Below are 23,309 nucleotides of genomic sequence, written 5' to 3'. Positions count from 1 at the left end.
GAAAACCTTGTTCTTTTCATTTCAATCCGCAGGACAGATTCGGTCATGCCGAAACGGACGGAGGAATTTCCACAAACCGTATATTGGAATGCTTGTCGGCAATCCGCTGCACCGCCCATTTGTCATGGAAAAGCACCACCGGCCGCTGGTAGGAATCCTCCACCAGCACCGCCTGATCGGTATAGGCGAGTACATCCCCTGTTATTTTGCCATCCAGAACCCATCTGGCTGCAGTATAGGGCAGCGTATGGATCTGTATTTCCACTCCGTATTCGTTCTTCAGCCGGTAGGACAGCACTTCAAACTGCAGAACACCCACCACCCCGATGATCAGGGTTTCCGCGCCAACATCCGGCTGCTTAAAGACCTGAATGGAACCTTCCTCCGCAATCTGCCGGATGCCCTTGAGAAACTGTTTCCTCTTCATGGCATCCACCAGCCGCACTCTTGCAAAATGTTCTGCCGGGAACATTGGGATTCCCTCAAAGGTGAAATGCTGATTGCCCTCCAGCAGGGTATCACCAATATGGAATATGCCCGGATCAAAGATCCCGATAATGTCGCCCGAATACGCTTCATCCACAATCATGCGGTCCTGCGCAATGAACTGCTGCGGCTGACTGAGACGGACAGTTTTCCCTTCCCGGACATGCCGGACCTCCATGCCTTTTGTGAATTTGCCGGAGCAGATCCGGATAAAGGCAATCCGATCCCGGTGAGCCGGGTTCATATTTGCCTGTATTTTAAATACAAATCCGGAAAAAGAGAGGCTTTCCGCAGACACCTTACCCTGGGAGGTGACCCGGCTCGATGGAGAGGGAGCCATTTTGAGGAAATTCTCCAAAAACGTCCGGACTCCGAAATTGGTCATGGCACTTCCAAAGAAAATCGGAGTCAGCTCCCCGTCCAGCACCTCCTCCATGCGGAATTCATCGCCGGCTCCGTCCAGAAGTTCGATCTCCTCCCGCAGCTGCTGATAGAGAGGCCCGCCCAGCAGCTCCTGAAATTTTGGATCCTCCGGGCTTCCAATGGTGGCATCCACCTTGCTCCGACCGTGATTTCCACCCCGAAAGGCTTCAATCTGCCTTGTCGACCGATCATACACCCCCTTGAAATTTCCTTCCGTACCGATGGGCCAGTTCATGGGGTAGGATCGGATTCCCAGTACATTTTCGATTTCCTCCATCAATTCGAAGGGATCCCTGGACTGACGGTCCAGCTTATTGATAAAGGTAAAAATTGGAATACCCCGCATTTTACACACCTGGAACAGCTTGATCGTCTGCGCCTCCACGCCCTTTGCCCCATCAATGAGCATCACAGCACTGTCCGCCGCCATCAGCGTACGATACGTATCCTCACTGAAATCCTGGTGCCCCGGCGTATCCAGAATATTGATCCGGCATCCGTCATAATCAAACTGCATCACACTGGAGGTAACGGAAATCCCCCTTTGTTTTTCGATTTCCATCCAGTCCGAAACCGCATATTTCCTTGATTTTCTGGACTTTACCGTACCGGCCAGGCGAATGGCGCCGCCATAGAGCAGCAGTTTTTCCGTCAGGGTTGTCTTCCCTGCATCCGGATGGGAGATGATTGCAAACGTCCTCCGCCGATGTACTTCCTTTCTGATTTCCTCTTCCCGTTCCAAAATATTTACACATCCTTGCTGATTTTTCATGTTTGTAAGTTCAAACAGATTTATTGTATTATACAACTATTATAACCGTCAAACAAAACATTTTATAATACCGACTGCCTGATGCTTTACCAAAACTGTGGTAAAAGTCCCTATGCCTTCATCGCATTCCAGCGATAGAAAAAAGCGGAGAACTTTTCGCTTCTCCGCCTCCTCTTTTCCGTTATGGTGTTTCCCCCTGACTCGGAATGATCTTCGTTATCCGATCCTCTTCTCTATTCGGATCCCCGTCGTATGGCCGTTCAAGTTAAATTTTTCCGGGGAAAAATCCTTCGCCCATTCCATTTCCAGAGCCAGCGTTTCTTTCATGATAAACTTTCTGTGGCCCTCCACGGCTTTCTGCACTGCATCATCCGCGTTCAGCATAATCCGAATATGATCCATCACCTCATAGCCGTTGTTCTTCCGCATTTGCTGCACCTTGGAAACCAGTTCCCTGGCCAGGCCTTCATCAATCAGATCCGGAGTCAGAGTTGTATCCAGGACAACGAACAGATTATTTTCCGCAGCAATATTGAAACCTTTTTTGGCGGATATGGTGATCTGTACATTTTCCTTACTGATTGGGTAATCCTCACCGTCCAGAACTACGGTCATGGTCTCTCCCTCTTCCAGCCTGGGCGCCACATCGCAAGCATCCATGGCGGCCAGCGCCTTGGCAAGCAACCGGATCCGGCCGCCCAGAACCGGCCCTGCCACTTTGAAATTCGGCTTCATCCGGAAGTCCATATACTCTTTCAGATCTTTGGCGAAGACAACCTCCTTCACGTTGAGCTCTTCCCGGATCAATGGCACCAGATGAGCAATCCGGGATTCGTATTTTCCGTCCACCAAAATCTCCTGGATCGGCTGACGCACCTTGATGCGGGCGGATTCCCTGGACGCCCTGCCCAACGCCACCAGACTGCGGACCAAATCCATGGTCTCCTCCAGATCCGGGTCAATCTGCTCCGGATCTGCCGTTGGGTACCTGCTTAAATGTACGGAAAGCTCTCCGGTCAGATTCCGATAAATCTCCTCGGAAAGAAACGGTGCAAAGGGCGCAATCATTTGCGCAAAGTTCACCAATACTTCGTACGTGGTATTGTAAACTGCCTTTTTGTCCTGCGTTAATTCGGATGCCCAGAATCTCCTTCTGGACCGGCGGATGAACCAGTTGGAAAGATCTTCATTGACAAAGTCCTGCATCCTGCGGATGGCGCGGGTCATATCATACTTCTCCAGATCGGCTTCCACCGAGGCCTGCAGACTGTTGAACCGGGACAGGATCCAGTGATCCATCTCCGGCCTCTGCTCATAAGGAACAAAAAACTCTCTGGGGTCCACCCCATCCGTGTTGGCATACAGGGTAAAGAAATTGTAGACATTCTTTATGGTTCCGAAAAATTTGCTCTGCACTTCCCTCAGGCCGTCCAGATCAAAGCGGGTCGGTGTCCAGGGCGGAGAGACATACAGCAGATACCAGCGCAGGGTATCCGCCCCGTACTTGTCAAACAAATCAAAGGGATCCACCGTGTTGCCCCTGGATTTGGACATCTTGCTGCCTTCCTTGTCCAATATGAGATCATTGACCAATACCGCTTTATAAGGAGCTTTTCCGGTGATAAAGGTGGAGATGGCCAGCAGGGAATAGAACCACCCGCGGGTCTGATCAATTCCTTCGCAGATAAAATCTGCCGGGAACAATTGGTTGAAATCCTCCTTGTGTTCAAAGGGATAGTGCTGCTGGGCAAAGGGCATGGATCCGCTGTCAAACCAGCAGTCAATGACATCCTTTACCCTTGTCATTGCTTTGCCGCATTTGTCACAGACAAGATGAACATCATCCACATAGGGCCGGTGAAGATCAATGGACTCATCGATATCTTCCACAGCCCGCTCCGCCAGTTCCCTGCGGGAACCAACACTGGTGGTATTGCCGCATTCACAGCGCCAGATATTCAGAGGAGTCCCCCAATACCGGCTCCGGGAAATGGCCCAGTCGTTCAGGTTCTCCAGCCAGTTTCCAAACCGTTTTTTCCCGACAAAGGCCGGATACCAGTCCACTCCGTTGTTGTTTTTGATCAGCTGATCCCGGAGTTTGGTCATCTCGATATACCAGCTGGGCTTTGCGTAGTAAAGCAGCGGGGTATGGCATCTCCAGCAATGCGGATAGTTATGCACCATCTTCTGCTTCCGGAACAGTTTGCCATTCTCCGCAAGCCATTGGATGACCTCCCGATCCGCATCCATAACGAACATGCCCTTCCAGGGGGTACAGGTATATTTTCCGGAATCGTCTACAGGCTGCAGAACGGGCAGGCCGTATCGCCTCCCGGTCTGATAGTCGTCTTCCCCGAAGGCAGGCGCCGTATGCACAATCCCCGTTCCGTCCTCCGTAGTAACATAATCTGCCACCGTAACATAAAAGGCCTTCTTATCGGTGGAAACGAAGGGCATCAGCTGCTCATATTCCATATATTCCAGATCTTTGCCCTTTCTCTCGTCCAGGACCTCGTACTCTCCGCCCAGAACCCGGGGGGCCAGATGTTTTTCAATATAATAAACCGTTCCTTCAAACCGGACTCTCTGATACGTCGCATCCGGGTGCACGGTCAGGGCTGCATTGGAAGCCAGGGTCCACGGTGTTGTGGTCCATACCAGGAAATATTCGTCGGCGTCTTTCCGCTTGAATTTGACATACACCGTCGTGATTTTGATCTCCTCATAGCCCTGGGCCACTTCATGGGAAGCCAGGCCGGTGCCGCAGCGGGGGCAGTAGGGAAGGATCTTGTGTCCTTCATAGATCAGCCCTTCCTTATTAAACCGGTCCAGAATCCACCACACCGTCTCAATATAGTTGTTATCCAGTGTAATATAGGGATGGTCTACGTCAATTTCATAGCCCATCCGTTCCGTCATTTCCCGCCAAAGGGACTCGTATTCGAACACAGACTCCCGGCATTTTTGATTGAAGGCGGAAATGCCATATTCTTCGATATCCCGCTTGTTGTGCAGACCCAGCTTCTTTTCCACTTCGATCTCCACCGGCAGGCCGTGAGTATCCCATCCGGCCTTCCGCCGGACCTGATAGCCCTTCATGGTCCTGTAACGGCAGACGGAATCCTTCAGTGTCCTGGCAATCACATGATGAATCCCGGGACGCCCATTGGCAGTAGGAGGTCCCTCATAGAAAATGAAAGGTTTCCCGTCCTCTCTGGTCTCAATACTTTTGTCCAGTATATGAATCTCATTCCAATACTTCGAGATTCTTTTCTCATTGTCGCTGACCGACTGACTGGATAACGCCCTGAACTTCTCCATTTTTGATCCATTCCTTTCCCTTTGCTTCTTCTCCCTTTTCCGTTTGCCCAAAGGACTTTTTCAGATAAAAAATCCCCTGACTTATTGCCAAGGGACGAAAATTACCGCGGTACCACCCATCTTATAAGAACAATAACAGAAACAAAGCTTCTTTCTGTCTTCTTATCACTTTTTCCTAACGCCTTTCTGCGGGACAATCTACTCCGAAAAAACGATATCATATAAAAGCAATATCATCATATTTCATTTCCATGCCCGGCTCCAAGGGGATCTTCCCGTCAGGAAATCATCACGGCATCCCACCATTTGCCGTGTCTCTGGGAATCCTGTCCTGCGGTACTGTCCTTTTCATCGCCTTTTTCGATGTTCTTTGTGTTTTATGGTACAATAAAGGGGAGCGTTTGTCAATTCCATTTTGACACTTTGTGTAAAAAACATTCAGTTTCCAATAATATATGAAAATACGGTAAATATTAGTTATCTGTACAACCATAAAAATCCTTTTAAAAAGTTTGGTGTTGTGAAAAATGACATTCTATCGTAAAATAATAGATACGACTATGCTCACCGATATCCGATAAAAAAGCAAAGTCAGAAGGGAAACAGGATCGACTGACTAATGAGGAGTGATTGCATTGAAATGGATTCAAAAGCTGGAAAGAAAATTCGGGCGATATGCCATTCAGGATCTGATGTTATACATTGTAATATTGCACGCCGTCGTATTTTTTACCAATTTTCTGGTGCCGCAGAGCAACTTATACGGCAAATTTGCCCTGATTCCATCCAGGGTCCTGCACGGGGAAATATGGCGTCTGGTCACCTTTTTGTTTCTGCCTTCCACCACCAGTCCCATTCAGATTGTGTTCACTCTGTACTTTTACTATCTGGTAGGCAGCAACCTGGAACATCAATGGGGCAGTTTTCGCTTTAACCTGTATTACCTGATCGGCGTACTCAGCACCATTGCCGCGGCTTTTATCGGCCGCAGTCCCGTTACGGCAGAGCACCTGAACCTGTCCCTGTTCCTGGCGTTTGCCTATCTGTTTCCCAACTTTGAAATCCTTTTGTTCTTTATCCTTCCAATCAAGGTTAAATATATCGGCTGGTTCAACTGGGCATTCCTTGTGTGTTCCATCCTGTTCAATCCCCTGCCGTGGAAACTCAGCGCCGTGGCTTCCGTTGTCAATTACCTTGTTTTCTTCGGACCGGATCTCATTCAGGGCCTGAAGCTTCGCCGGATCACCTACAAGAATCGAAAGCGGTTCCGTGACGCATCCCGGAAAAATCGCTGGTGATCCGCTCCGGAGACCGGAGAAGGGATGGATACAGAGTATGAGAGAGATCATCCCCCGATAAAACAGAAGGCCAAAGCTTATCAGAACAAAAGCAGGCTGATGGCCATGACAATCATGCCCGAGATCAATCCATAAATCGCCAGGTGATGTTCCCCGTATTCCTCAGCGGTGGGTAGCAGCTGGTCAAATGAGATATATACCATAATTCCTGCGATTGCTGCAAAAACAATCCCGAACAGGGTTTCGGACATAAATTGGGCAAGGATCAGATAGCCGAGAAGAGCACCGATGGGTTCCGTAAGCCCGGACAAAAAGGAATACACAAAAGCTTTGGATCTGCTTCCCGTGGCATAATAAACCGGCATGGAAACGGAAATGCCTTCCGGGATGTTGTGAATGGCAATGGCGATGGCAATCCCAATCCCCACGCTGGGATCCCGCAGTGCGGACATAAACGAGGCAAATCCTTCCGGGAAATTATGGATGGCAATGGCCAATGCGGTCAGCAGCCCGGCCCGCATCAGCTTGTTTTCCTTTTCCTCTTCGGATTCCTGTACCGGACTTCCCTGTGCTTCCTGTGCGACTTCTGCCTCATGTGCATCCTCCGCCTCATGAATGTCCTCTACGGTATGCACTTCATGGGGATTTTCCGCTTCCGGTACCAGCTTGTCAATCAGTGCAATGATGAGCATGCCGCCAAAAAAGGAAGCAGCTGTTACCCAGGAACCCGGTTTGGTGCCAAGCTCTGCCGTCAGGGCATCCTGAGCCTGGGAAAACAATTCCACAAATGAAATATAAATCATAACCCCTGCCGAAAATCCCATGGCAACCGACAGGAACTTTTTATTGGTACGTTTCGCAAAAAAAGCAATGGCGCCGCCAATTCCGGTGGCAAGCCCGGCAAAGAGCGACATCATCAATGCTGTCAATACTTTTGGATCCATAGTATCCCCTCCGTTTTCTTCGTGCTGTCTTGTTCCTTTTGCCCGTTATTTTCTTATCTTAGTTTATTTGCTGTTCTTTTCATCTCCATCCCCTTAATGGATAACCAAATTTACAGAAAGAAAACAATGGATCCCGGTCTTTACGGGCCTATTTGGCACTTTACCTGAAAACTTCCCGGATGGGGCCGCCGCCCAGACATTCCTCCCCCTGATAGAGCACGACAAACTGACCGGGGGTCACCGCTTTCTGAGGCTTGTCAAACGCCACCCGGCAGGTATCCTCTCCGGTAATCGCCACCCGAACCCCCTGGTCCGGCTGGCGATAGCGGAACTTGGCATGGCAGGCAAAGGTGTCTGCCGGAGGCTGCCCTGCCACCCAGTTCATTTGATCAGCGGACAGGCCGGCAGAATACAGGGCGAAATGATGCACTCCCTGTACCACATACAGGATATTGTGCAACAGATCCTTTTCCGCTACGAACCACGGCTCTCCGCTGCTGCCGAAACCGCCGCCGATGCCAAGGCCTTTTCTCTGCCCCAGCGTATAGTACATCAATCCATCATGCCTGCCCACAACCCTGTCCGGATGATCCAGACTGCGGATTTCCCCCGGCTGCGCCGGCAGATAATGGCTTAAAAATTCCTTGAAATTGCGTTCCCCGATAAAGCAGATACCGGTGCTGTCCTTCCGATGAGCAGTTTTCAGCCCGGCTTCCTCCGCAATCCTGCGGACTTCCTTTTTCTCCAGATTCCCTACGGGAAACATGGTTTTGGACAGCGGATGCTGCCCCAGGGCACATAGGAAATAGGACTGATCCTTCCCCCTGTCCACGCCCTTCAGCAGCCGGACCCTGCCGTCCACCCGGTCCACCATGGCGTAATGGCCGGTGGCCAGATAATCGGCGCCGATCTTCATGGCATAATCCAGGAACATCCTGAACTTGATTTCCTTATTACACAGGACATCCGGATTGGGCGTCCGCCCCTTCTTATATTCCTCCAAAAAATAAGTAAAAACCCTGTCCCAGTATTCTTTTGAAAAATTCACCGAGTAATAGGGAATGTCCAGTTGATTGCAAACCCGGACGGCCTCTTCGTAATCCTCCGTTGACGTGCAGACACCGTTTTCGTCTTTCTCCTCCCAGTTCTTCATAAAGACACCGATCACCTGGTATCCCTGCCGTTTCAGCAACAGGGCGGCAACAGAGGAATCCACTCCGCCGGACATGCCCACTGCCACAGTTGTTTCCGATGGTGTTTTTGCTCCGTTCAAAAGCCTCTTTCCCTTCGTTTTTCTTTTCTCTATTCTTTCAAATAAGGCGCAATAAGTCAAGTCACCTGCTTGCTTCGGACGCATATGCGGAATTTCAGAAGGTTCCCCATCTCTCTGATGTTTGCGCCCTCCATTACGGGGTATGTATAATTATGGAGTGAAATCAAAGAGTATATTTCAACAGGCTTTTATCATAATAATAACGAAATCAAAGGAGGCTGGAGCCATGGCGAAGAAAACAAACAAGCCAAAGAATTACAGAGAACCTGTCGAAAAGCACGATACCGCTTCCTGGGCCAACATAGAGAGTCTGGAGCCCGTCACCCGGGTCCATAGGCCCAGTGAATCAGAGGTAGATAATTCCAAAAAATATGTAGACTCCAACGAAAAGTAGCAAGCGTCAACTGGAGGCAGCGGCCAACAAAAAAGGAGTATTCCCCGATCAAAGGGAATACTCCTTTTTCATACCACTATTAATATCTGAAACAGATTCCATTCTTATCCGTACAAATCCACTGTCATCTGACTGGTAACCTGCTCCTGTTCAAAGGACTTTGCTTATTCCTTGTCCTTTGAGTAATCTTCTGCGGCCATCCGTTTGTAACCGGCATACCGATCCTTTGCATTCTCCTCGGCTTTCCGGAACAATTCGTCTGCCTCATCCGGGAAGGTTCTCTTCAGGGAGGTATAACGAACTTCGGAATTGATGAAATCCTGGAACGATTCCTTCGGCTCCTTCGAATCCAGCTGGAAGGGGTTTTTGCCCTGCTGCTTCAACTCTGGATTGTACCGATACAAATGCCAGTATCCGGATTCCACTGCACGCTTTTCCTGATGCATGCTGGTACCCATTCCGGTTCGGATGCCATGATTGATGCATGGTGCATATGCGATAATCAGGGAAGGACCGTCATACTGCTCTGCTTCCTTAATGGCACGGACGGCCTGGTTCATATTGGCGCCCATGGCAATCTGGGTTACATAAACATAAGTGTAGTTCATGGCCATGGCACCCAGATCCTTTTTGCGGATCTTCTTTCCGGAAGCGGCGAACTTGGCGACTGCCGCTGTGGGAGTGGATTTGGAAGACTGCCCGCCGGTATTCGAATAGACCTCGGTATCCAGTACCAGAATATTGACATTCTCTCCGGATGCAATGACATGATCCAATCCGCCGTAGCCGATATCGTAAGCCCAGCCGTCGCCGCCGACAATCCACTGGGAAGGTTTGATGAGATAACTCTTCTTGTCCAGAATTTCTGCAATGACGGAATCTTTTCTGTCTGCTTCCTTCCCGATTACTTCCAGAAGCTTTGCGGAAGCATCCTTCGACTTCTCGCCATCGTCTCTGGCATCCAGCCATCCCTGGAAGGCATTCTTCAGATCATCACTGTAATCGCCCTTCAGGCCTTCCTGCATCAGATCCGCCAGCTTTTCACGAATATGCTTTACCCCAAGGAACATGCCGTATCCAAATTCCGCATTGTCTTCAAAAAGGGAGTTTGCCCATGCGGGACCTTTGCCCTGCTGATTTACGGTGTAGGGGATGGAAGGTGCACTGGCTCCGTATATGGAGGAGCATCCGGTGGCATTGGCAATCATCATCCGATCGCCAAACAACTGGGTCAGCAGTTTGACATAGGGAGTCTCGCCGCATCCAGGGCATGCGCCGTTGAATTCAAACAACGGAGGACAGAACTGGCTGCCCTTCACGGTGAATTTATTGAGCAGGCCCGACTTCTCCGTTATCGTTGTTGCAAAAGCGGCATTGTCGCATTGCTTCTCAATCTGCTCATCGGCATTTTTCATAATTAATGCTTTGCCGGGCGCAGGACAGATATTGGCGCAGTTTCCGCAGCCGGTGCAGTCGAGCGGACTGACCTGAATGCGGTACTGCAGGCCTTCCATGCCTCTTCCCAGGGGTTTCTTCGTCTGAAATGTCTCAGGAGCCTTTTTCTGCTCCTCCTCATTCAGCAGATACGGACGAATCACGGCATGCGGGCACACAAACGAACACTGGTTGCACTGGATGCATTTATCAATCTGCCATTCCGGCACATTGACCGCAATGCCCCTCTTCTCATAGGCAGTGGTGCCGGTGGGGAAGGTGCCGTCTTCCATATGGGATTCCGTAAAGGTGCTAACCGGCAGATCATCGCCTTCCAGCCTGGCCATGGGAGTCTGAATGTTCCGGACGTATTCCGGCTCGTCAGAGTTCTTCTTCGGTGCTTCTTCGCCAATATTTGCCCACATTTTGGGTACATTGACCTTTTTCAGTGCGTTGATACCCTGGTCCACAGCTTTATTGTTCATGTCCACAATCTTCTGGCCTTTTCTGCCATAATTGGTCACAATGGACTCTTTCAGGTATTTTACCGCGTCATCCAGCGGAATAACCTTTGCCAGCTTGAAGAAAGCAGACTGCATTACCATATTGATACGGTTGCCCAGACCGACTTCGGAAGCGATCTTTATGGCATCAATCACGTAGAAGTCCAGATTCTTCTGAGCAATGGTCTTCTTTACCGATGCGGGAAGCTTTTCCTCCAGCTCACTTTCCGTCCAGGGACAGTTCAGGACAAAGATGCCGCCCTCCTTGATCCCTGCCAGGACATCGGTCTGATACAGGAAAGACTTGTTGTGGCAGGCGATATAATCTGCAGCCGTTACCAGATAGGGCGATTTAATCGGCTTCTTGCCGAACCGCAGATGGGATACCGTGGTGCCGCCGGATTTCTTGCTGTCGTAGGAGAAATAGCCCTGCGCATACAGATCGGTATGGTCGCCAATGATCTTGATGGCAGATTTGTTGGCGCCTACGGTGCCGTCGGAACCCAGACCCCAGAATTTGCAGCTGATGGTTCCTTCCGGTGTGGTGTTGATCTCCTCCGTCTCAGGCAGGGAGTGATGGGTTACATCATCATTGATGCCGATGGTAAAGCCGTCCATGGGCTGTGCCTGCTCCAGATTGCGATATACGGAAAGAATCTGAGACGGCGTGGTGTCCTTTGAGCCCAGTCCAAAACGTCCGCCGACAATAACCGGCTTGTTCACCTGCTTGTAGAATACATGGAGAACATCCTGATACAATGGCTCACCAATGGATCCGGGCTCTTTGGTCCGATCCAGCACAGCAATCTTTTTCACTGTGGCAGGCATTACCTTCAACAAATGTTCTGCCGAGAAGGGCCGATACAGGTGTACGCGGACAACACCGACTTTTTCTCCCCTGCTCATCAGATAATCCACAGTCTCATCAATGGTATCACATACGGAACCCATGGCAACGATGACATATTCCGCATCGGGAGCACCGTAATAATCAAACAGATGATATTCCCGCCCGGTGATTTTGGTGATTTCCTTCATGTAATGTTCCACGATCTCCGGAACAGCCTCAAAATATTGATTGGCAGCTTCCCTGCCCTGGAAATAGATGTCCGGGTTCTGCGCACTGCCCCTTACCACAGGGTGATTGGGATTCAGCGCCCGGTTCCGGAACTCCCGGATGGCTTCATAATCCACCAGCGGCTTGACATCCTCATAGTCAATGGTTTCAATCTTCTGAATCTCATGGGATGTGCGGAATCCGTCAAAGAAGTGAAGGAAGGGAACCCTGCCCTTGATTGCAGACAAATGGGCAACCGCTGCCAGATCCATTGCTTCCTGAACACTGGCGGATGCCAGCATGGCAAACCCTGTCTGCCGACAGGCCATAACATCCTGATGATCACCGAAAATGGACAGGGCATGGGCAGCCAAAGCCCTTGCGCTGACATGAAATACTGCCGGCAGCAGTTCTCCGGCAATCTTGTACATGTTGGGGATCATCAACAGAAGTCCCTGGGATGCGGTGTACGTCGTTGTCAGAGCGCCAGCGGTAAGGGAGCCATGTACGGTTCCGGATGCGCCGCCCTCAGACTGCATCTCAACGACCCTTACTTTCTGTCCGAAAATGTTTTTCTTCCCATGGGCGGACCACTCGTCCACATGCTCCGCCATTGGCGAAGACGGCGTTATGGGATAAATGGCGGCTACCTCGGTAAAGGCATAGGACATATATGCTGCTGCCTGGTTACCATCCATGGTTTTGATCTCTTTAGCCATTTATATTCCTCCTCTTGTAAATTATTGTCATCCTATGCGTGACTTAAAAATCCATCCTGTCTGTGCATTCTGCTGGTATATTATCTGTTTTGACAGGATGATTCATGCATCATAATGGAAAATCAAGCCTCATCTTCCGGGGCTTGTGTTTATTTTATCATTTTTTGTACTATATGTATAGTCAAAAAAGATAAAAACAATGAAACAGTTTGACTGGTTTTCTCACCGCTTAGTCCCCGTATACCTGTGTCACATACTTCCTCAGGTTTTCCAGTCCAAGGGAAATACCCTTCAGCGGTTCCTCTATGCCTTCAAACTCGATGGAAAGCACTCCGTCATATCCCTTGCCCTTCATAATCTTCAGACATTGGACGATGGGGACAACGCCATGACCGACAATGGCTCCCCGCAGATAATTGCCTGCGCGGCTTGTAAACCATCCGCTTCCCGGATCGGGTCCGTTCCCGGATTTGACATGAAAGTCCTTGGCATGGACATGAAATGCGTAAGGCATCACACGGCCCAGTGCCTTCTCCGGTGCTTCATCCACACAAAGGAAATTGCCCATATCCACCAACAGACCAAAGTTGGGATGATCCACCGCCGTCACCAGCTTCTCCACCCGGTCGCTGTCCTGGGCGAAAAATCCATGGTTCTCCACCATTGTGCGAATTCCAAGATCCGCAGCATATTCCGTAACGGCGCGGCATCCTTTTGCCAGTCTGGGCAAAACAGCATCAAAGCTGCGAACCCCCGCATAATCCTCCGGAAAACCCCATGTGGCATCGTGACGTATCCCGGGACTTCCCAGAACCTGCGCAACCCGCACTTCACCCTTCAGGCGCTCGATCTCATCCTCCAGATTGCCGTTGCATCCATTCAGCATATCACCGAAAATGGTGTAGTTTACAATCTCAATCCCAACCCGTTCGCATTCTTCCTTTACCCTGGGAGCAAAGGAAAGAGGCGTTTCTCCTTCCGGCAGGGCAAAAGCGGAAAATTCGATGGCATCAAATCCCATTTCCTTCGCTTTCGCGACCACGTCCAGCTGTTTCATCGCACCGCTTTTCACCAGTTGACTGAAGCTGTAGGAACTGACTCCGATTTTCATATGAGACTCCCTCCGATACCTGATTTTACTATCCGATTATATACAGATTACACCACACCGGAACCTGGTGTCAAGGATGGGTGAAGACGAGATCAAATTTTGGCGAAATCAACCAATTCCAGACGTTCAGAGGACGTCCGCAGCCAGGGAAGGAATTGGCGGCAGTCCTGCCTTCTCCCGCAGCCGGCCAATGACCTTTCGGATATGCCGGTCCGCCGCGCCCTGTGCCAGCAGCCTGTCTTCCTCCGTTTCAAACCGGTCCCCCATCATATTGACAAACTGACTCACCTTGAGGCCCAGCGCCTCCTGGATATCCTGATCCGATCCCCTGGACGTCACAAGATAATAACACAGAATGGAATCCCGCTGTCCGATCCGATGAGCCCGATCCTCCGCCTGGCTGTGTACCGCCGGGGACCAGTCCAGCTCCCCGAATACCACACAGGTTGCCCGCTGCAGATTCAGCCCTGCCGCTGCCCGCAGGGAAATCACGCACAAATTGGTCTTCCCTTCCATGAAACGCCGTATGGATTCGTCCTTCTGCCCTGCCGTCTCCCGACCGGTTACAAATGCCGGATGATAATGCTTCAATTCCTTTTTGTACCGATCCATCACCTTGTGATGATGGGCAAACAGTAATATCTTTTCGTCCCCTTCCAGCAGGGCCCGGACAAAGGCGCAGACATAAGGCGCCTTGGCCACCCCGGTCGCCTGACGCTCCTCCTGTGCGATCTGATCCGCCAGGCGTCTCTGGTCAAAAGCCTCGTCAACGGAATCCAACAGCCGGACTTTTTCCATTGCACCGGTCATCAGGGCATCGTATACCCCGGCATCGGAACCAATCTCCTGAACCAGCCGCCGTTTCGGAGGCAGTTCCTTCAAAACCTGATCCTTGGTCCGCCGGAACAGCAGCCCTTCCCGTTTCAGGTATTCCCCCAACAATTTCGGATCCGTCACAATCCCGTTTCCGTAACCATAGCACCATTCCCGGGTAAAACTGTCCCAATCGCCCAGACAATGGTAATCCAGAATATTCATTACATTCCACATCTCCCCGCCCCTGTTGTAAATCGGGGTCCCGGAAAGACCGATTACATTGCGGCAGCTGTCTGCAATCAGGCTGGCACTGCTGTATTTTTCCGTGCCGGCATGACGCAGCTCCTGTATTTCATCAAAAATGACCGTCTGAAATCCTGCCTTTGGCAGAACTTCCTTCCATCCCCGGAGCAGCAGATAATGTATGATGTATAAATGCGCCTTCGGCAGGGTATAAGGCTTCAGACCGCGGACAACATGAACGTCCGGCATCTGCAGAAACCGCCGGATCTCCCCTTCCCAGTTCTTCACCAGATGTGCGGGTACAACCAGCAAAGCCGGATAAGCGCCGGTCTGAGCCAGGTAGGCAAGCGCCTCCACCGTTTTGCCAAGGCCCATTTCATCCGCCAGCAACGTACGATTGTTTTGCAGCAGAAAACCCAGGCCTTCCTTCTGAAACTCCATCAGTTCTCCATGGAACAGAGTATCGGAAGGCTCTGTCTTCAACGGATATTGGTTGCTTCGTTCCCTGGCCAGGACATGCTGTCTTGCCTCGGCCATCTCCGCATCCCACCGTTTCGGATTCCGGATCTTCAGGGGATAACGGAGCATCAGCCAGTTTAGATCCCCGATGATCCGCCGGTTGGCCGGAAACCGGGCCACTCCTCTGCTTTTGCCCGCGCATCCCGGGAACAGCCGTTTTGCCATCTGACAGACACAGGGCTCGCCCTTGATGATCCATTTCCCGGTTCTGCCGTTGTAGGTGAGGGTACCGTAATAATGGTTGCACGGGCCAGGCTCCTTCATATAGTCCGGCAAAAACACTTCCTGATGCTCTGTCTTTTCCATCAGTTCAAAGCCACCCCCCACAAACGGTTCAGACCAAACAAAATACAGGGCTTGTCCATAATTCGGCCTGGTATATTCACATTTCGTTCTACCACGAGAATCACAGCCCGGATTTCCTCAAAGGAAGCATAGCGTTCCAGCTGTCCGATGACTGCCGTGCGATTGGGTTTCCCTCTTTTGACTTCCAGGCCGATTCCGTCTTCTATATAAAAATCGATACGGTTACGGGGTGCCAGCCGGTATTCCTTTTGGAAGGGGATATCCTTTCGGGCAAGCGCGTCTGCTATGAGCTCCTGTATTTTGTATTCCTCCGTGATCACACCGATCCGAAGCTCCCGCAGCGCAGCCAATACCCTGTTCACCTGGCCTGCCAATTCTGTCGGTTTCCCGTCTGTCATTTTCCCTCCTGTCAATTCCTGCCTCCCCCCCGATATCCAAATTCCCTTTATTCCTATGGAGTCCGTTATGCATCGGAACCCTAAAACCTGAATGCTGTTCACTTCCAGTTTTGCTTCCCGTGCCCTGCTTAGGGTGCGCAATTGACCAATCCATCATTTCTCCAGGACAAACAGATCATCCAGCCTATCGTCCAAAAAGCGGTACACATCTTCCAATGCCCGATTATAAATAACCGGAGCGATTTTCTCCAGGATAAATCCCAGAAAGAGTTCGGCAGCCATATCCCCTATGACCTCGTCCCTTTCGTTTTCAAAATAAACCTTGATGTCCTCGATACACTGCTTTTTCTTCTCCCGATCAATATCGTTGCGGTTCATTAGAGTTCTCCTTTTTTGTTACACCCGGGTGATACGATAATCGGCGTCTCTGGCGGTCGGCCTCATACAGAAGAATCGATGCTGCACATGCCACATTCAGGGAAGAAGCGGAACCGTGGATTGAGATCCGAACCATACTGTCACACAGGCTGCGATAGCTTTGGCTCATACCGCTGGTTTCGTTTCCGAGAACGAGAGCAGTGGGAGCGGTGAAGTCATGATCCGCAAGATCGGTATCCGCCTTTTCGTCCGAGCCGACAATGTGAAACCCCGGCAGGGCACTCCGGATTCCAGTCAGCCAGGGCAGCAGTTCCCTATGGGACGGCAGCCGGAGGACCGGTAAGGTAAAAAGAGAGCCGACACTGGCCCGGATCGTGCGCGGATCATAAAGATCGACGCAATGGCCGGTCAGAATCAGCCCGTCTGCCCGGAAGGAATCACAGGTCCGTATAATGGTTCCCAGATTTCCATAATCAGAAGGACGGTCAAACAGTACAAGCAGCAAATGATCGTGAATCCGAATCCGGGAAAGGGAGTTATCCGGCATGTCGGCCACCGCCAGCAATTCCGAAGGTTCCTCCTTGTCACTGAGCTCCGCCATAAGGGCCGCCGGCAATTCGATGTGTTCCCTTGCCCCGGCTGTTTTCAGGATGTTCCGTGCCCATTCGGACAGGCGGACATCCTGCATATAGATCAGAGAGTGAATACTCCATTTGTTCTCCACCAGGCGGGAAATGGGATTCACACCTTCCACAAAAAACTCCCCATATTTGTTTCGCTTTTCCCGATTGCGGCTTAATACCTCAATATGCTGATACACGTTATTTTTGGACCAGACCCGGATGACTTCCGGAACCATTTGAAACACCTTCCATCCTTTTTTATAAAACCGTTTCTCCGACTTTCCCTCAACGATTTTAGCATCTCCCATCCCCCATGGATTGCCAAGGACAATTCTCTCCGCCTGTGTTCAAAAAATCATGAGAATCAGCGGCATAGTAAAAACGGATAAAATGGTGGAAATGCTGATGCATCGGGAAGCCAGGCCGGCATCCCCGCCATATTTTCTAGAATAAATGGCAGCATTGGCTGCGGCAGGCATGGCAGTCAGAATGACACAGACATGCAATACGTCCTTTGGCAGCCTCAGGGGGCTCAGCATGGCATAAACCAGCAAGGGAAGAACAATCAGCCGCACGGCACTCCCGTAATAAATCTCCTTCCCCCGAAACAGCTCCCGTACCGGCACCTCTGCCAGCAAAGACCCGACGATTAGCATGGAAAGAGGCGTCGTCATGGATCCCACCATGGAAACAGCCTGCATCACCACATCCGGCAGCGGAATCTGCAAAAGAAAGAGAAGCATGCCAACGGCAACGGAAAGAAGGATGGGGTGGGTCAGGATCTTTTTCAGGGCATCCCTGTCACCCCTGCCCGTAAAAATCATGACCCCGTAGGACAAAGCCAGAACTTGAAACGGAACGGAATACAAAGCGCCATAAAATATCCCTATACTGCCAAAAATGCTGTCCAGCACCGGCAAACCCATAAACCCGCAATTGGAAAATACCGTTATGTATTTCAATACATTCCGGGTTCGTTCCGGCCAGCGCAGATAGAGGAACCTGCCTGCCAGCATGGATACCAGATGGATCACCAGGGACAACAGCAACACCAGTCCGGCATTTCGGAGCATCTCTTCCGAAAAGTTAAAATCAAAGGAAGAAACGATCAGCAGCGGCTGCGTTACCTGAAGCAACAGGTCGGATAATTTCCCGACCATATCCGCGGATATGATATTTCTCTTTTTGGAATACAGCCCAACCAGCAACACCAAAAACAAAACGATGACCTGACGAACAACAATACTGCTTTCCACGGCAACCCCCAACTTTGCAGCATGAGCCCCTGCCACACTGATTTTTCCTTATCCCTTTTATCGCTGATTTTTTCAATAAGCAACGAAAATCATTATAGCATATTTTTCTGCAGTGTACGCTGTTCCGGCCCATTTTCAGCTAATTTCCCAAATGAGTCTGCACACGAACCCGCATTACGATCAAATCATGAGCCATATTATGATCCAATCACGAACCGTATTTTGATCCAACTGTGAACCGTATACTATTACAAAAAGTTCGGTTATCGTGTCCTCAAAGCAGGATTCCGACAGCAACAAGCAGAATCAGGGAAACATTGATCAGCAGAAAGTTTTGGATGGCAACTACGAATGTGTCCTTCTTCGTCGGAAGCTTCCGGAAAGCATCGATATTCCTTCGAACCGGAATGAGGGTAAACAGAACCGGGAGAACCGTCCATGGAAGAATGCCAGGAATCCAAAGCAGAAGGATACTGACAAATGCTGAGTAATAAAGGCCCTGAAACAAGGTCAGAGCCCTTTCCTTCCCGATATAAACCGGAAGGGTGTACCGTCTGTTTTCCAGGTCGTCTTCCATATCGCAGATATTGTTTGCCAGCATGATATTGGCAATGCAGGCGTTGACCGGCCAGGCCACCAGAAAAAGACGCAGCAGCTCATAGAAGTCCACATGAAGATCCGCCAGCCCGCCGGCAAAGGTCAGATAAGCCAGGGCCTCATCAGGAATCTGGATCCATACGGACAGAAAAATGATGACAAATCCCATAAAGAAGCCGGAAAAACATTCGCCCAGAGGCATTCGCGAGATCGGAACCGGTCCGCAGGTATACAGGATGCCAACGGCAAAAGAGACAATCCCGGTGATCAAAACAATGAGGGAGGTGCGGCGGTACAACAGGATCCCGAAGGTAACGGCAACGGCAAGCAGCACCAGGATCACGGTCCGTACCGTGGTTTCCTCCAGATGATCCCGGACTATGGCATTATGCCGTTCATAGCCGAATCCCTTTTTCTTTTTCGCTCTTTTATAATCCTGATAATTATTGATGGCCGTTGTGGTCATATCAAAACTCAGCAGGGAAATCAGCATAAACAGAAAGTTCCAAAAATCAAACTGCCGGTATCGGTATAAGGCAAAAACAGTGCCAAAAATGAAAGGAACCATGCTGGCTGCTTTGGTCTGTATTTCCACCAGTTTCAAAAAACTACGTATCTTCAACAGGCATCAACCTTCTCCCGGATATTCGGCCCCCAATCGTCCCCTATCGTCTCTCATTCCTATCATCTTTTCCCATCTCAAAAAAAATATAGCCCTATGTGCTCCAGAAATCATCCAGAATCCGGCCCGCGGCCTCCGGAGAAAAAACCCTGTGACCTCCCTGCCACTCTGCCGGGAAAAGATCCCGGTAACGCCGGTGCAGGAAACGATCGTCCAGCAGCAGCACAAACCCTTTGTCCTCCCCGGTACGGATCACTCTGCCGGCTGCCTGCAGGACCCGGTTCATGCCCGGAAACTGGCAGGCATATTCAAAGCCGTGCCCGTTGCGCTGCCGGTAATACCGGGACATGATATCCCGCTCCGGAGACAGCTGCGGCAGTCCCACACTGACTATAACCGCTCCGGACAGCCGATCTCCGGCAAGATCAATCCCTTCGGAAAAGATCCCTCCCAGGACAGCAAAAGCAATCATGGATTGGGGCGGATCCGCCTCAAAGGAATTCAGGAATTCCTCCCGCTGCTCTTCCTTCATATGACTTTCCTGTATCCGGGTATCCCCCTTTGGCCAAAGGCTTCGATATGTTTCATAAACCTGATTCATATATTGAAAGGATGGAAAAAACGCCATATAATTTCCTGGCCGCCGGGTTACCGCCCTGATGTATCCTGCGATGCCGGCACAGCTGTTCTCCCGGTCCCGGTAGCGCGTGGATAGATTCCCCGCCGTCATGACACAGAGATTTTCCGGCGGAAAAGGAGAAGGCAGGCACAGGGTCGGATCCGTCTCCTCTCCCCCCAGCATGTCCCGATAAAAGTTCAGGGGCTGCAGCGTCCCGGAAAAGAACACAGCCGACCGCCCTTTTTCACAGGCCTTTCGGAGAAGACCGGACGGATCCACGCAGAAAAGCTTCAGCCGGATCTCCTGATTTCTCCGTGTCACGCAGGTGACATACCGCTCATCATAAAGCCGGAACACCGTCAGAAAGGTTCTGCAGTGAAAAAACAGATCCAGCAGACCCGAATCGCCCCTGCCGGAATGCCTGCTTTCCAGAAAGGCCTCCAAAGCCTCCGTGAACCGTTCCACATGGGCATGGAGCCCGGTTGGCAGCTCCGCCGTCCGAGTTCCTTCCTCCTCTGCAAATTCCCTGCGCATGGCAAGAAAGATCCGGTTGATCTCACGGATCTCCTGATACGCCTTCGGCGCAGTTTCCTTCAGGACTTTCCTCTGCTTCAGGAATTCCTGTTTGGAAAGCTCCGCGGAGTACATATCCCTGGCCCGCTCCACCAGGTTATGGGCTTCATCCACCAGCAGCACATAGTCCCCGCCGGAATCAAAGTAGCGCCTCAAATAAGCCCGGGGATCAAATGCATAGTTATAGTCGCAGATAATACAGTCCATCCAGAGGGAAATGTCCAGCTCATATTCAAAAGGGCAGACGCAGTGTTTTTTGGCATACTTTATCACCGTCTCCCGGGTGATATCCCGCTCCTGAGCCAGCAAATCCAGAACGGCCTCATTGATCCGGTCGTAATGGCCGCAGGCAAAATCGCATTCCTTCGGATCACAGGAAACATCGGGACACAAGCATATTTTCTCCTTTGCCGTCAGCGTAATCCGCCGGAAAACCAGCCCCCGTTCCTCCATAATCCGGATTGCCTGCTCCGCCGCCTGCCGGGTTACCGTTTTGGCCGTCAGATAAAAAATCTTCTCTCCCATTCCTTCTCCCATAGCCTTTACCGCCGGATACAGGGTGGAAATGGTCTTGCCTGTCCCGGTGGGAGATTGGGCAAACAACAGCTTTTGATCCCGAACGGCCCGGTACACGCCCACAGCCAATTCCCTCTGGCCCCTGCGGTAATGGGAAAAGGGAAACGGGAGCGCCCGTGCGGAGCGGTCCCGCTCGCCCTTATTCTGCAGCGAAATATGCGCCCACTTTGCATACTGCTCCGCCAGGCCCTGAAAAAAGTCCTGCAGTTCCTTCCTTTGAAATGTTTTGTCAAACCGTCGGATTCTCCCCGTTTCCACATGAAAATAGGTCAGGCGGATGGTGACTTCCGGCAAATCCGTCCGGTGGAGCAGCATCCATCCATAACACTTTGCCTGGGCCCAATGCAGGGGATTGGAATCCTCTTCAATCTGTTCCGGCGGAGTCATGGTACTCTTGATTTCCTCCAGGGTGGTTCCTTCTCCTGTATCGAAGATGCCGTCGGCAATTCCGTCCACCACAAGAAGAAATTCCGTAAATTCCGTTTCACAGGAAAGCCGCACCTCCGCCTGATAATTCTCTCCTGCTTCCTTCTGCAGTTTCCGATGGACCCTTGTTCCGCGCTGCATAGCCTTGCTCCCGCCGCCCCCCGTCGGTTCGATATCCCCCGAACGAAGAAGGAATTCCACCATATTGCGCACCGATATTTTAATCCTGGGTTTTTCTGCATCCGCCAATGTCCAACAATCCTTTGCCATTTGCTGTTTTCCTGTAAAAATTACATTTCCAAAGATACAGACCTAAAGATAAATGGATCACAGATCTTAAGTTTACAGATCAAAGTCCCCGTCCCTGAATATGGAAACCGTCTTTCCGCCCGCTGTCTTTCCTTCAATGCAAAGATCCTTCGTGCCGAACATAAAGTCCACATGAATCAGGGAATCATTGATTCCGGCAGCGATCAGCTCTTCCTTGTTCATAGATTCACTGTCCTTCAGGCAGGTCGGATAAGCTTTGCCGATGGCCATATGGCAGGAAGCGTTCTCATCAAACAGGGTATTGTAGAATAAAATGCCTCGTTCGGAAATCGGCGAATGCCAGGGTACGAGAGAAAATTCGCCCAGATAGTGGGAACCCTCGTCCGTGTGAATCAGGTGCTTCAGGATTTCTTCCCCTTTTTCAGCCCGGACGCCGGCAATCCTGCCGTCCTCAAAAGTCATGGAGAAATTCTCGATCAGGTTTCCGTTGTAATTCAGCGGCATGGAGCTGACCACCGTTCCATGAACTCCGGTTCGTGCTGGCGCGGTAAACACCTCTTCGGTGGGCATGTTGGCGATGAATTCCACCCCGTCGGCGGCAGCTTCCGCTCCGCCCAGCCAGACATGATTCTTTGGCAGCTCCACCCGAAGATCCGTACCCAGTGAATTTTTCACATGGACCCACTGCAGCTGCATTTGATTGAGTGCATTCATATGCTCCTTCAGTCTGGCCTTGTGCTGTTCCCATGCCTTTACCGGATCCGCTGTATCGGCCCGTACGGACTGGAAGATCGCCTCCCAGAGTTTGCCCACTGCCTGCTCCTCCGGTTCGCCGGGAAACACCTTTTTTGCCCATGCCACTGTGGGGACGGAAACCACACACCAGGTGTTCTGATTGCTCATCGTGCGTTCCCGGTATTCCTTCAGGGCGACGGAGGAAGCCTTGCTGGCCCTGGACATCCGGTCCGGATCCACATCCTTCATCAGCTCGGGATCGGATGCGCTGATGCTGAGAAACGCAGCACCTGCCCTGGCATAGGAAAGGTAAAATTCCCTCCGCCATTCCGGCACTTCATCAAAAATTTCATCAGCTCCATGCAGGTAACGGATCCTGGATGAAATCTCATCGCTCCAGTTCAGGACGACCTCCCTGGCCCCTTCTTCGTAAGCGGTTTCTGACAGAATCCTGGCAAAGGGGGCGCATTCCACTGGAGTGGAAACGACCAGGGTCTGATTCGGCTGAATATTGATCCCTGTCTTCACAACCAGCTGTGCATACTTTTTCAATGCTTCCTTGTTCATCTTTACACCTTCCGTTTCCAATGTCCGGCCCGGCTGTCTTTCTCCTGCCG

At 51.0% G+C, this 23,309-nt stretch carries 16 protein-coding genes and 1 other annotated feature; of the genes, 2 read left to right on the top strand and 14 right to left on the bottom strand.

Features of this window, described 5'->3' with window-relative positions:
* Positions 1-43: 43 nt before the first annotated feature.
* Both QBE55_05015 and ileS read right to left on the bottom strand, forming a co-directional pair.
* Positions 44-1,681 carry a peptide chain release factor 3 gene (locus QBE55_05015; GenBank protein WZL79513.1) on the bottom strand — a complete coding sequence of 546 codons (1,638 nt, stop codon included), beginning with the start codon at positions 1,679-1,681 and terminating at the stop codon, positions 44-46.
* Positions 1,682-1,897: 216 nt separating this feature from the next.
* Positions 1,898-5,002 carry an isoleucine--tRNA ligase gene (ileS, locus tag QBE55_05010; protein WZL79512.1) on the bottom strand — a complete coding sequence of 1,035 codons (3,105 nt, stop codon included), beginning with the start codon at positions 5,000-5,002 and terminating at the stop codon, positions 1,898-1,900.
* Positions 5,003-5,089: 87 nt separating this feature from the next.
* Positions 5,090-5,363: a binding site (T-box leader), on the bottom strand.
* 274 nt (positions 5,364-5,637) lie between these two features.
* Between ileS and QBE55_05005 the strand changes: the two genes are divergently transcribed.
* A complete protein-coding gene (locus QBE55_05005; protein WZL79511.1) occupies positions 5,638-6,300 on the top strand; it encodes a rhomboid family intramembrane serine protease in 663 nt (220 codons plus the stop codon).
* A gap of 80 nt (positions 6,301-6,380) precedes the next feature.
* On the opposite strand, the gene zupT is transcribed toward QBE55_05005, so the two are convergent.
* Both zupT and mnmA read right to left on the bottom strand, forming a co-directional pair.
* Positions 6,381-7,244 (bottom strand): zinc transporter ZupT, encoded by an 864-nt coding sequence (zupT, locus tag QBE55_05000; protein ID WZL79510.1) that lies wholly within the window; start codon positions 7,242-7,244, stop codon positions 6,381-6,383.
* A gap of 160 nt (positions 7,245-7,404) precedes the next feature.
* Positions 7,405-8,472, bottom strand: coding sequence for a tRNA 2-thiouridine(34) synthase MnmA (gene mnmA / locus QBE55_04995; GenBank protein WZL79871.1), 1,068 nt, complete (start codon positions 8,470-8,472; stop codon positions 7,405-7,407).
* Between the two features lie 271 nt (positions 8,473-8,743).
* On the opposite strand from mnmA, the gene QBE55_04990 reads away from it, so the two are divergent.
* Positions 8,744-8,911 (top strand): DUF3787 domain-containing protein, encoded by a 168-nt coding sequence (locus QBE55_04990; GenBank protein ID WZL79509.1) that lies wholly within the window; start codon positions 8,744-8,746, stop codon positions 8,909-8,911.
* Between the two features lie 164 nt (positions 8,912-9,075).
* Here QBE55_04990 and nifJ read toward each other — a convergent pair whose 3' ends face one another.
* From nifJ to QBE55_04940, 10 genes are all read right to left on the bottom strand, one after another.
* Positions 9,076-12,624: a pyruvate:ferredoxin (flavodoxin) oxidoreductase gene (nifJ, locus tag QBE55_04985; protein ID WZL79508.1), complete on the bottom strand. Its 3,549-nt coding sequence runs from the start codon at positions 12,622-12,624 to the stop codon at positions 9,076-9,078.
* A gap of 229 nt (positions 12,625-12,853) precedes the next feature.
* Positions 12,854-13,735 (bottom strand): sugar phosphate isomerase/epimerase, encoded by an 882-nt coding sequence (locus QBE55_04980; GenBank protein ID WZL79507.1) that lies wholly within the window; start codon positions 13,733-13,735, stop codon positions 12,854-12,856.
* Between the two features lie 126 nt (positions 13,736-13,861).
* Positions 13,862-15,619, bottom strand: a complete 1,758-nt coding sequence (locus tag QBE55_04975; protein WZL79506.1) for a DEAD/DEAH box helicase — start codon at positions 15,617-15,619, stop codon at positions 13,862-13,864.
* Positions 15,619-16,032: a hypothetical protein gene (locus tag QBE55_04970; protein WZL79505.1), complete on the bottom strand. Its 414-nt coding sequence runs from the start codon at positions 16,030-16,032 to the stop codon at positions 15,619-15,621. Before QBE55_04970 ends, QBE55_04975 begins: the two co-directional genes overlap by 1 nt.
* A 138-nt stretch (positions 16,033-16,170) precedes the next feature.
* Positions 16,171-16,395, bottom strand: a complete 225-nt coding sequence (locus QBE55_04965) for a DUF2164 domain-containing protein (protein WZL79504.1) — start codon at positions 16,393-16,395, stop codon at positions 16,171-16,173.
* Complete coding sequence (locus tag QBE55_04960; GenBank protein WZL79503.1) at positions 16,376-17,326, bottom strand: RNA methyltransferase; 951 nt, start codon at positions 17,324-17,326, stop codon at positions 16,376-16,378. The genes QBE55_04965 and QBE55_04960 overlap by 20 nt, the downstream gene beginning before the upstream one ends.
* A gap of 39 nt (positions 17,327-17,365) precedes the next feature.
* Positions 17,366-18,310: an AEC family transporter gene (locus tag QBE55_04955; protein WZL79502.1), complete on the bottom strand. Its 945-nt coding sequence runs from the start codon at positions 18,308-18,310 to the stop codon at positions 17,366-17,368.
* A 238-nt stretch (positions 18,311-18,548) separates the two neighbouring features.
* A complete protein-coding gene (menA, locus tag QBE55_04950; protein ID WZL79501.1) occupies positions 18,549-19,493 on the bottom strand; it encodes a 1,4-dihydroxy-2-naphthoate polyprenyltransferase in 945 nt (314 codons plus the stop codon).
* A gap of 94 nt (positions 19,494-19,587) precedes the next feature.
* Positions 19,588-21,957: an ATP-dependent DNA helicase gene (locus QBE55_04945; GenBank protein ID WZL79500.1), complete on the bottom strand. Its 2,370-nt coding sequence runs from the start codon at positions 21,955-21,957 to the stop codon at positions 19,588-19,590.
* Positions 21,958-22,029: 72 nt separating this feature from the next.
* On the bottom strand, positions 22,030-23,259 hold the full coding sequence (locus QBE55_04940; protein ID WZL79499.1) for an aminopeptidase: 1,230 nt from the start codon (positions 23,257-23,259) through the stop codon (positions 22,030-22,032).
* Positions 23,260-23,309: the final 50 nt, after the last annotated feature.

Source organism: Eubacteriales bacterium mix99 (genome assembly GCA_038396605.1).
Classification (GTDB): Bacteria; Bacillota; Clostridia; order Caldicoprobacterales; family DTU083; genus UBA4874.
Note: the sequence above shows the minus strand (reverse complement) of the source record. Positions and strands in the feature narration are given on the sequence as shown.

Excerpts from the sequence above, each read along its gene's own strand:
- QBE55_05015 (WZL79513.1), bottom strand. The coding sequence starts at position 1,681 with ATGAAAAATCAGCAAGGATGTGTAAATATTTTGGAACGGGAAGAGGAA.
- ileS (WZL79512.1), bottom strand. The coding sequence starts at position 5,002 with ATGGAGAAGTTCAGGGCGTTATCCAGTCAGTCGGTCAGCGACAATGAG.
- zupT (WZL79510.1), bottom strand. The coding sequence starts at position 7,244 with ATGGATCCAAAAGTATTGACAGCATTGATGATGTCGCTCTTTGCCGGG.
- mnmA (WZL79871.1), bottom strand. The coding sequence starts at position 8,472 with ATGTCCGGCGGAGTGGATTCCTCTGTTGCCGCCCTGTTGCTGAAACGG.
- QBE55_04990 (WZL79509.1), top strand. The coding sequence starts at position 8,744 with ATGGCGAAGAAAACAAACAAGCCAAAGAATTACAGAGAACCTGTCGAA.
- nifJ (WZL79508.1), bottom strand. The coding sequence starts at position 12,624 with ATGGCTAAAGAGATCAAAACCATGGATGGTAACCAGGCAGCAGCATAT.
- QBE55_04980 (WZL79507.1), bottom strand. The coding sequence starts at position 13,735 with ATGAAAATCGGAGTCAGTTCCTACAGCTTCAGTCAACTGGTGAAAAGC.
- QBE55_04975 (WZL79506.1), bottom strand. The coding sequence starts at position 15,619 with ATGGAAAAGACAGAGCATCAGGAAGTGTTTTTGCCGGACTATATGAAG.
- QBE55_04965 (WZL79504.1), bottom strand. The coding sequence starts at position 16,395 with ATGAACCGCAACGATATTGATCGGGAGAAGAAAAAGCAGTGTATCGAG.
- QBE55_04960 (WZL79503.1), bottom strand. The coding sequence starts at position 17,326 with ATGGGAGATGCTAAAATCGTTGAGGGAAAGTCGGAGAAACGGTTTTAT.
- QBE55_04945 (WZL79500.1), bottom strand. The coding sequence starts at position 21,957 with ATGGCAAAGGATTGTTGGACATTGGCGGATGCAGAAAAACCCAGGATT.
- QBE55_04940 (WZL79499.1), bottom strand. The coding sequence starts at position 23,259 with ATGAACAAGGAAGCATTGAAAAAGTATGCACAGCTGGTTGTGAAGACA.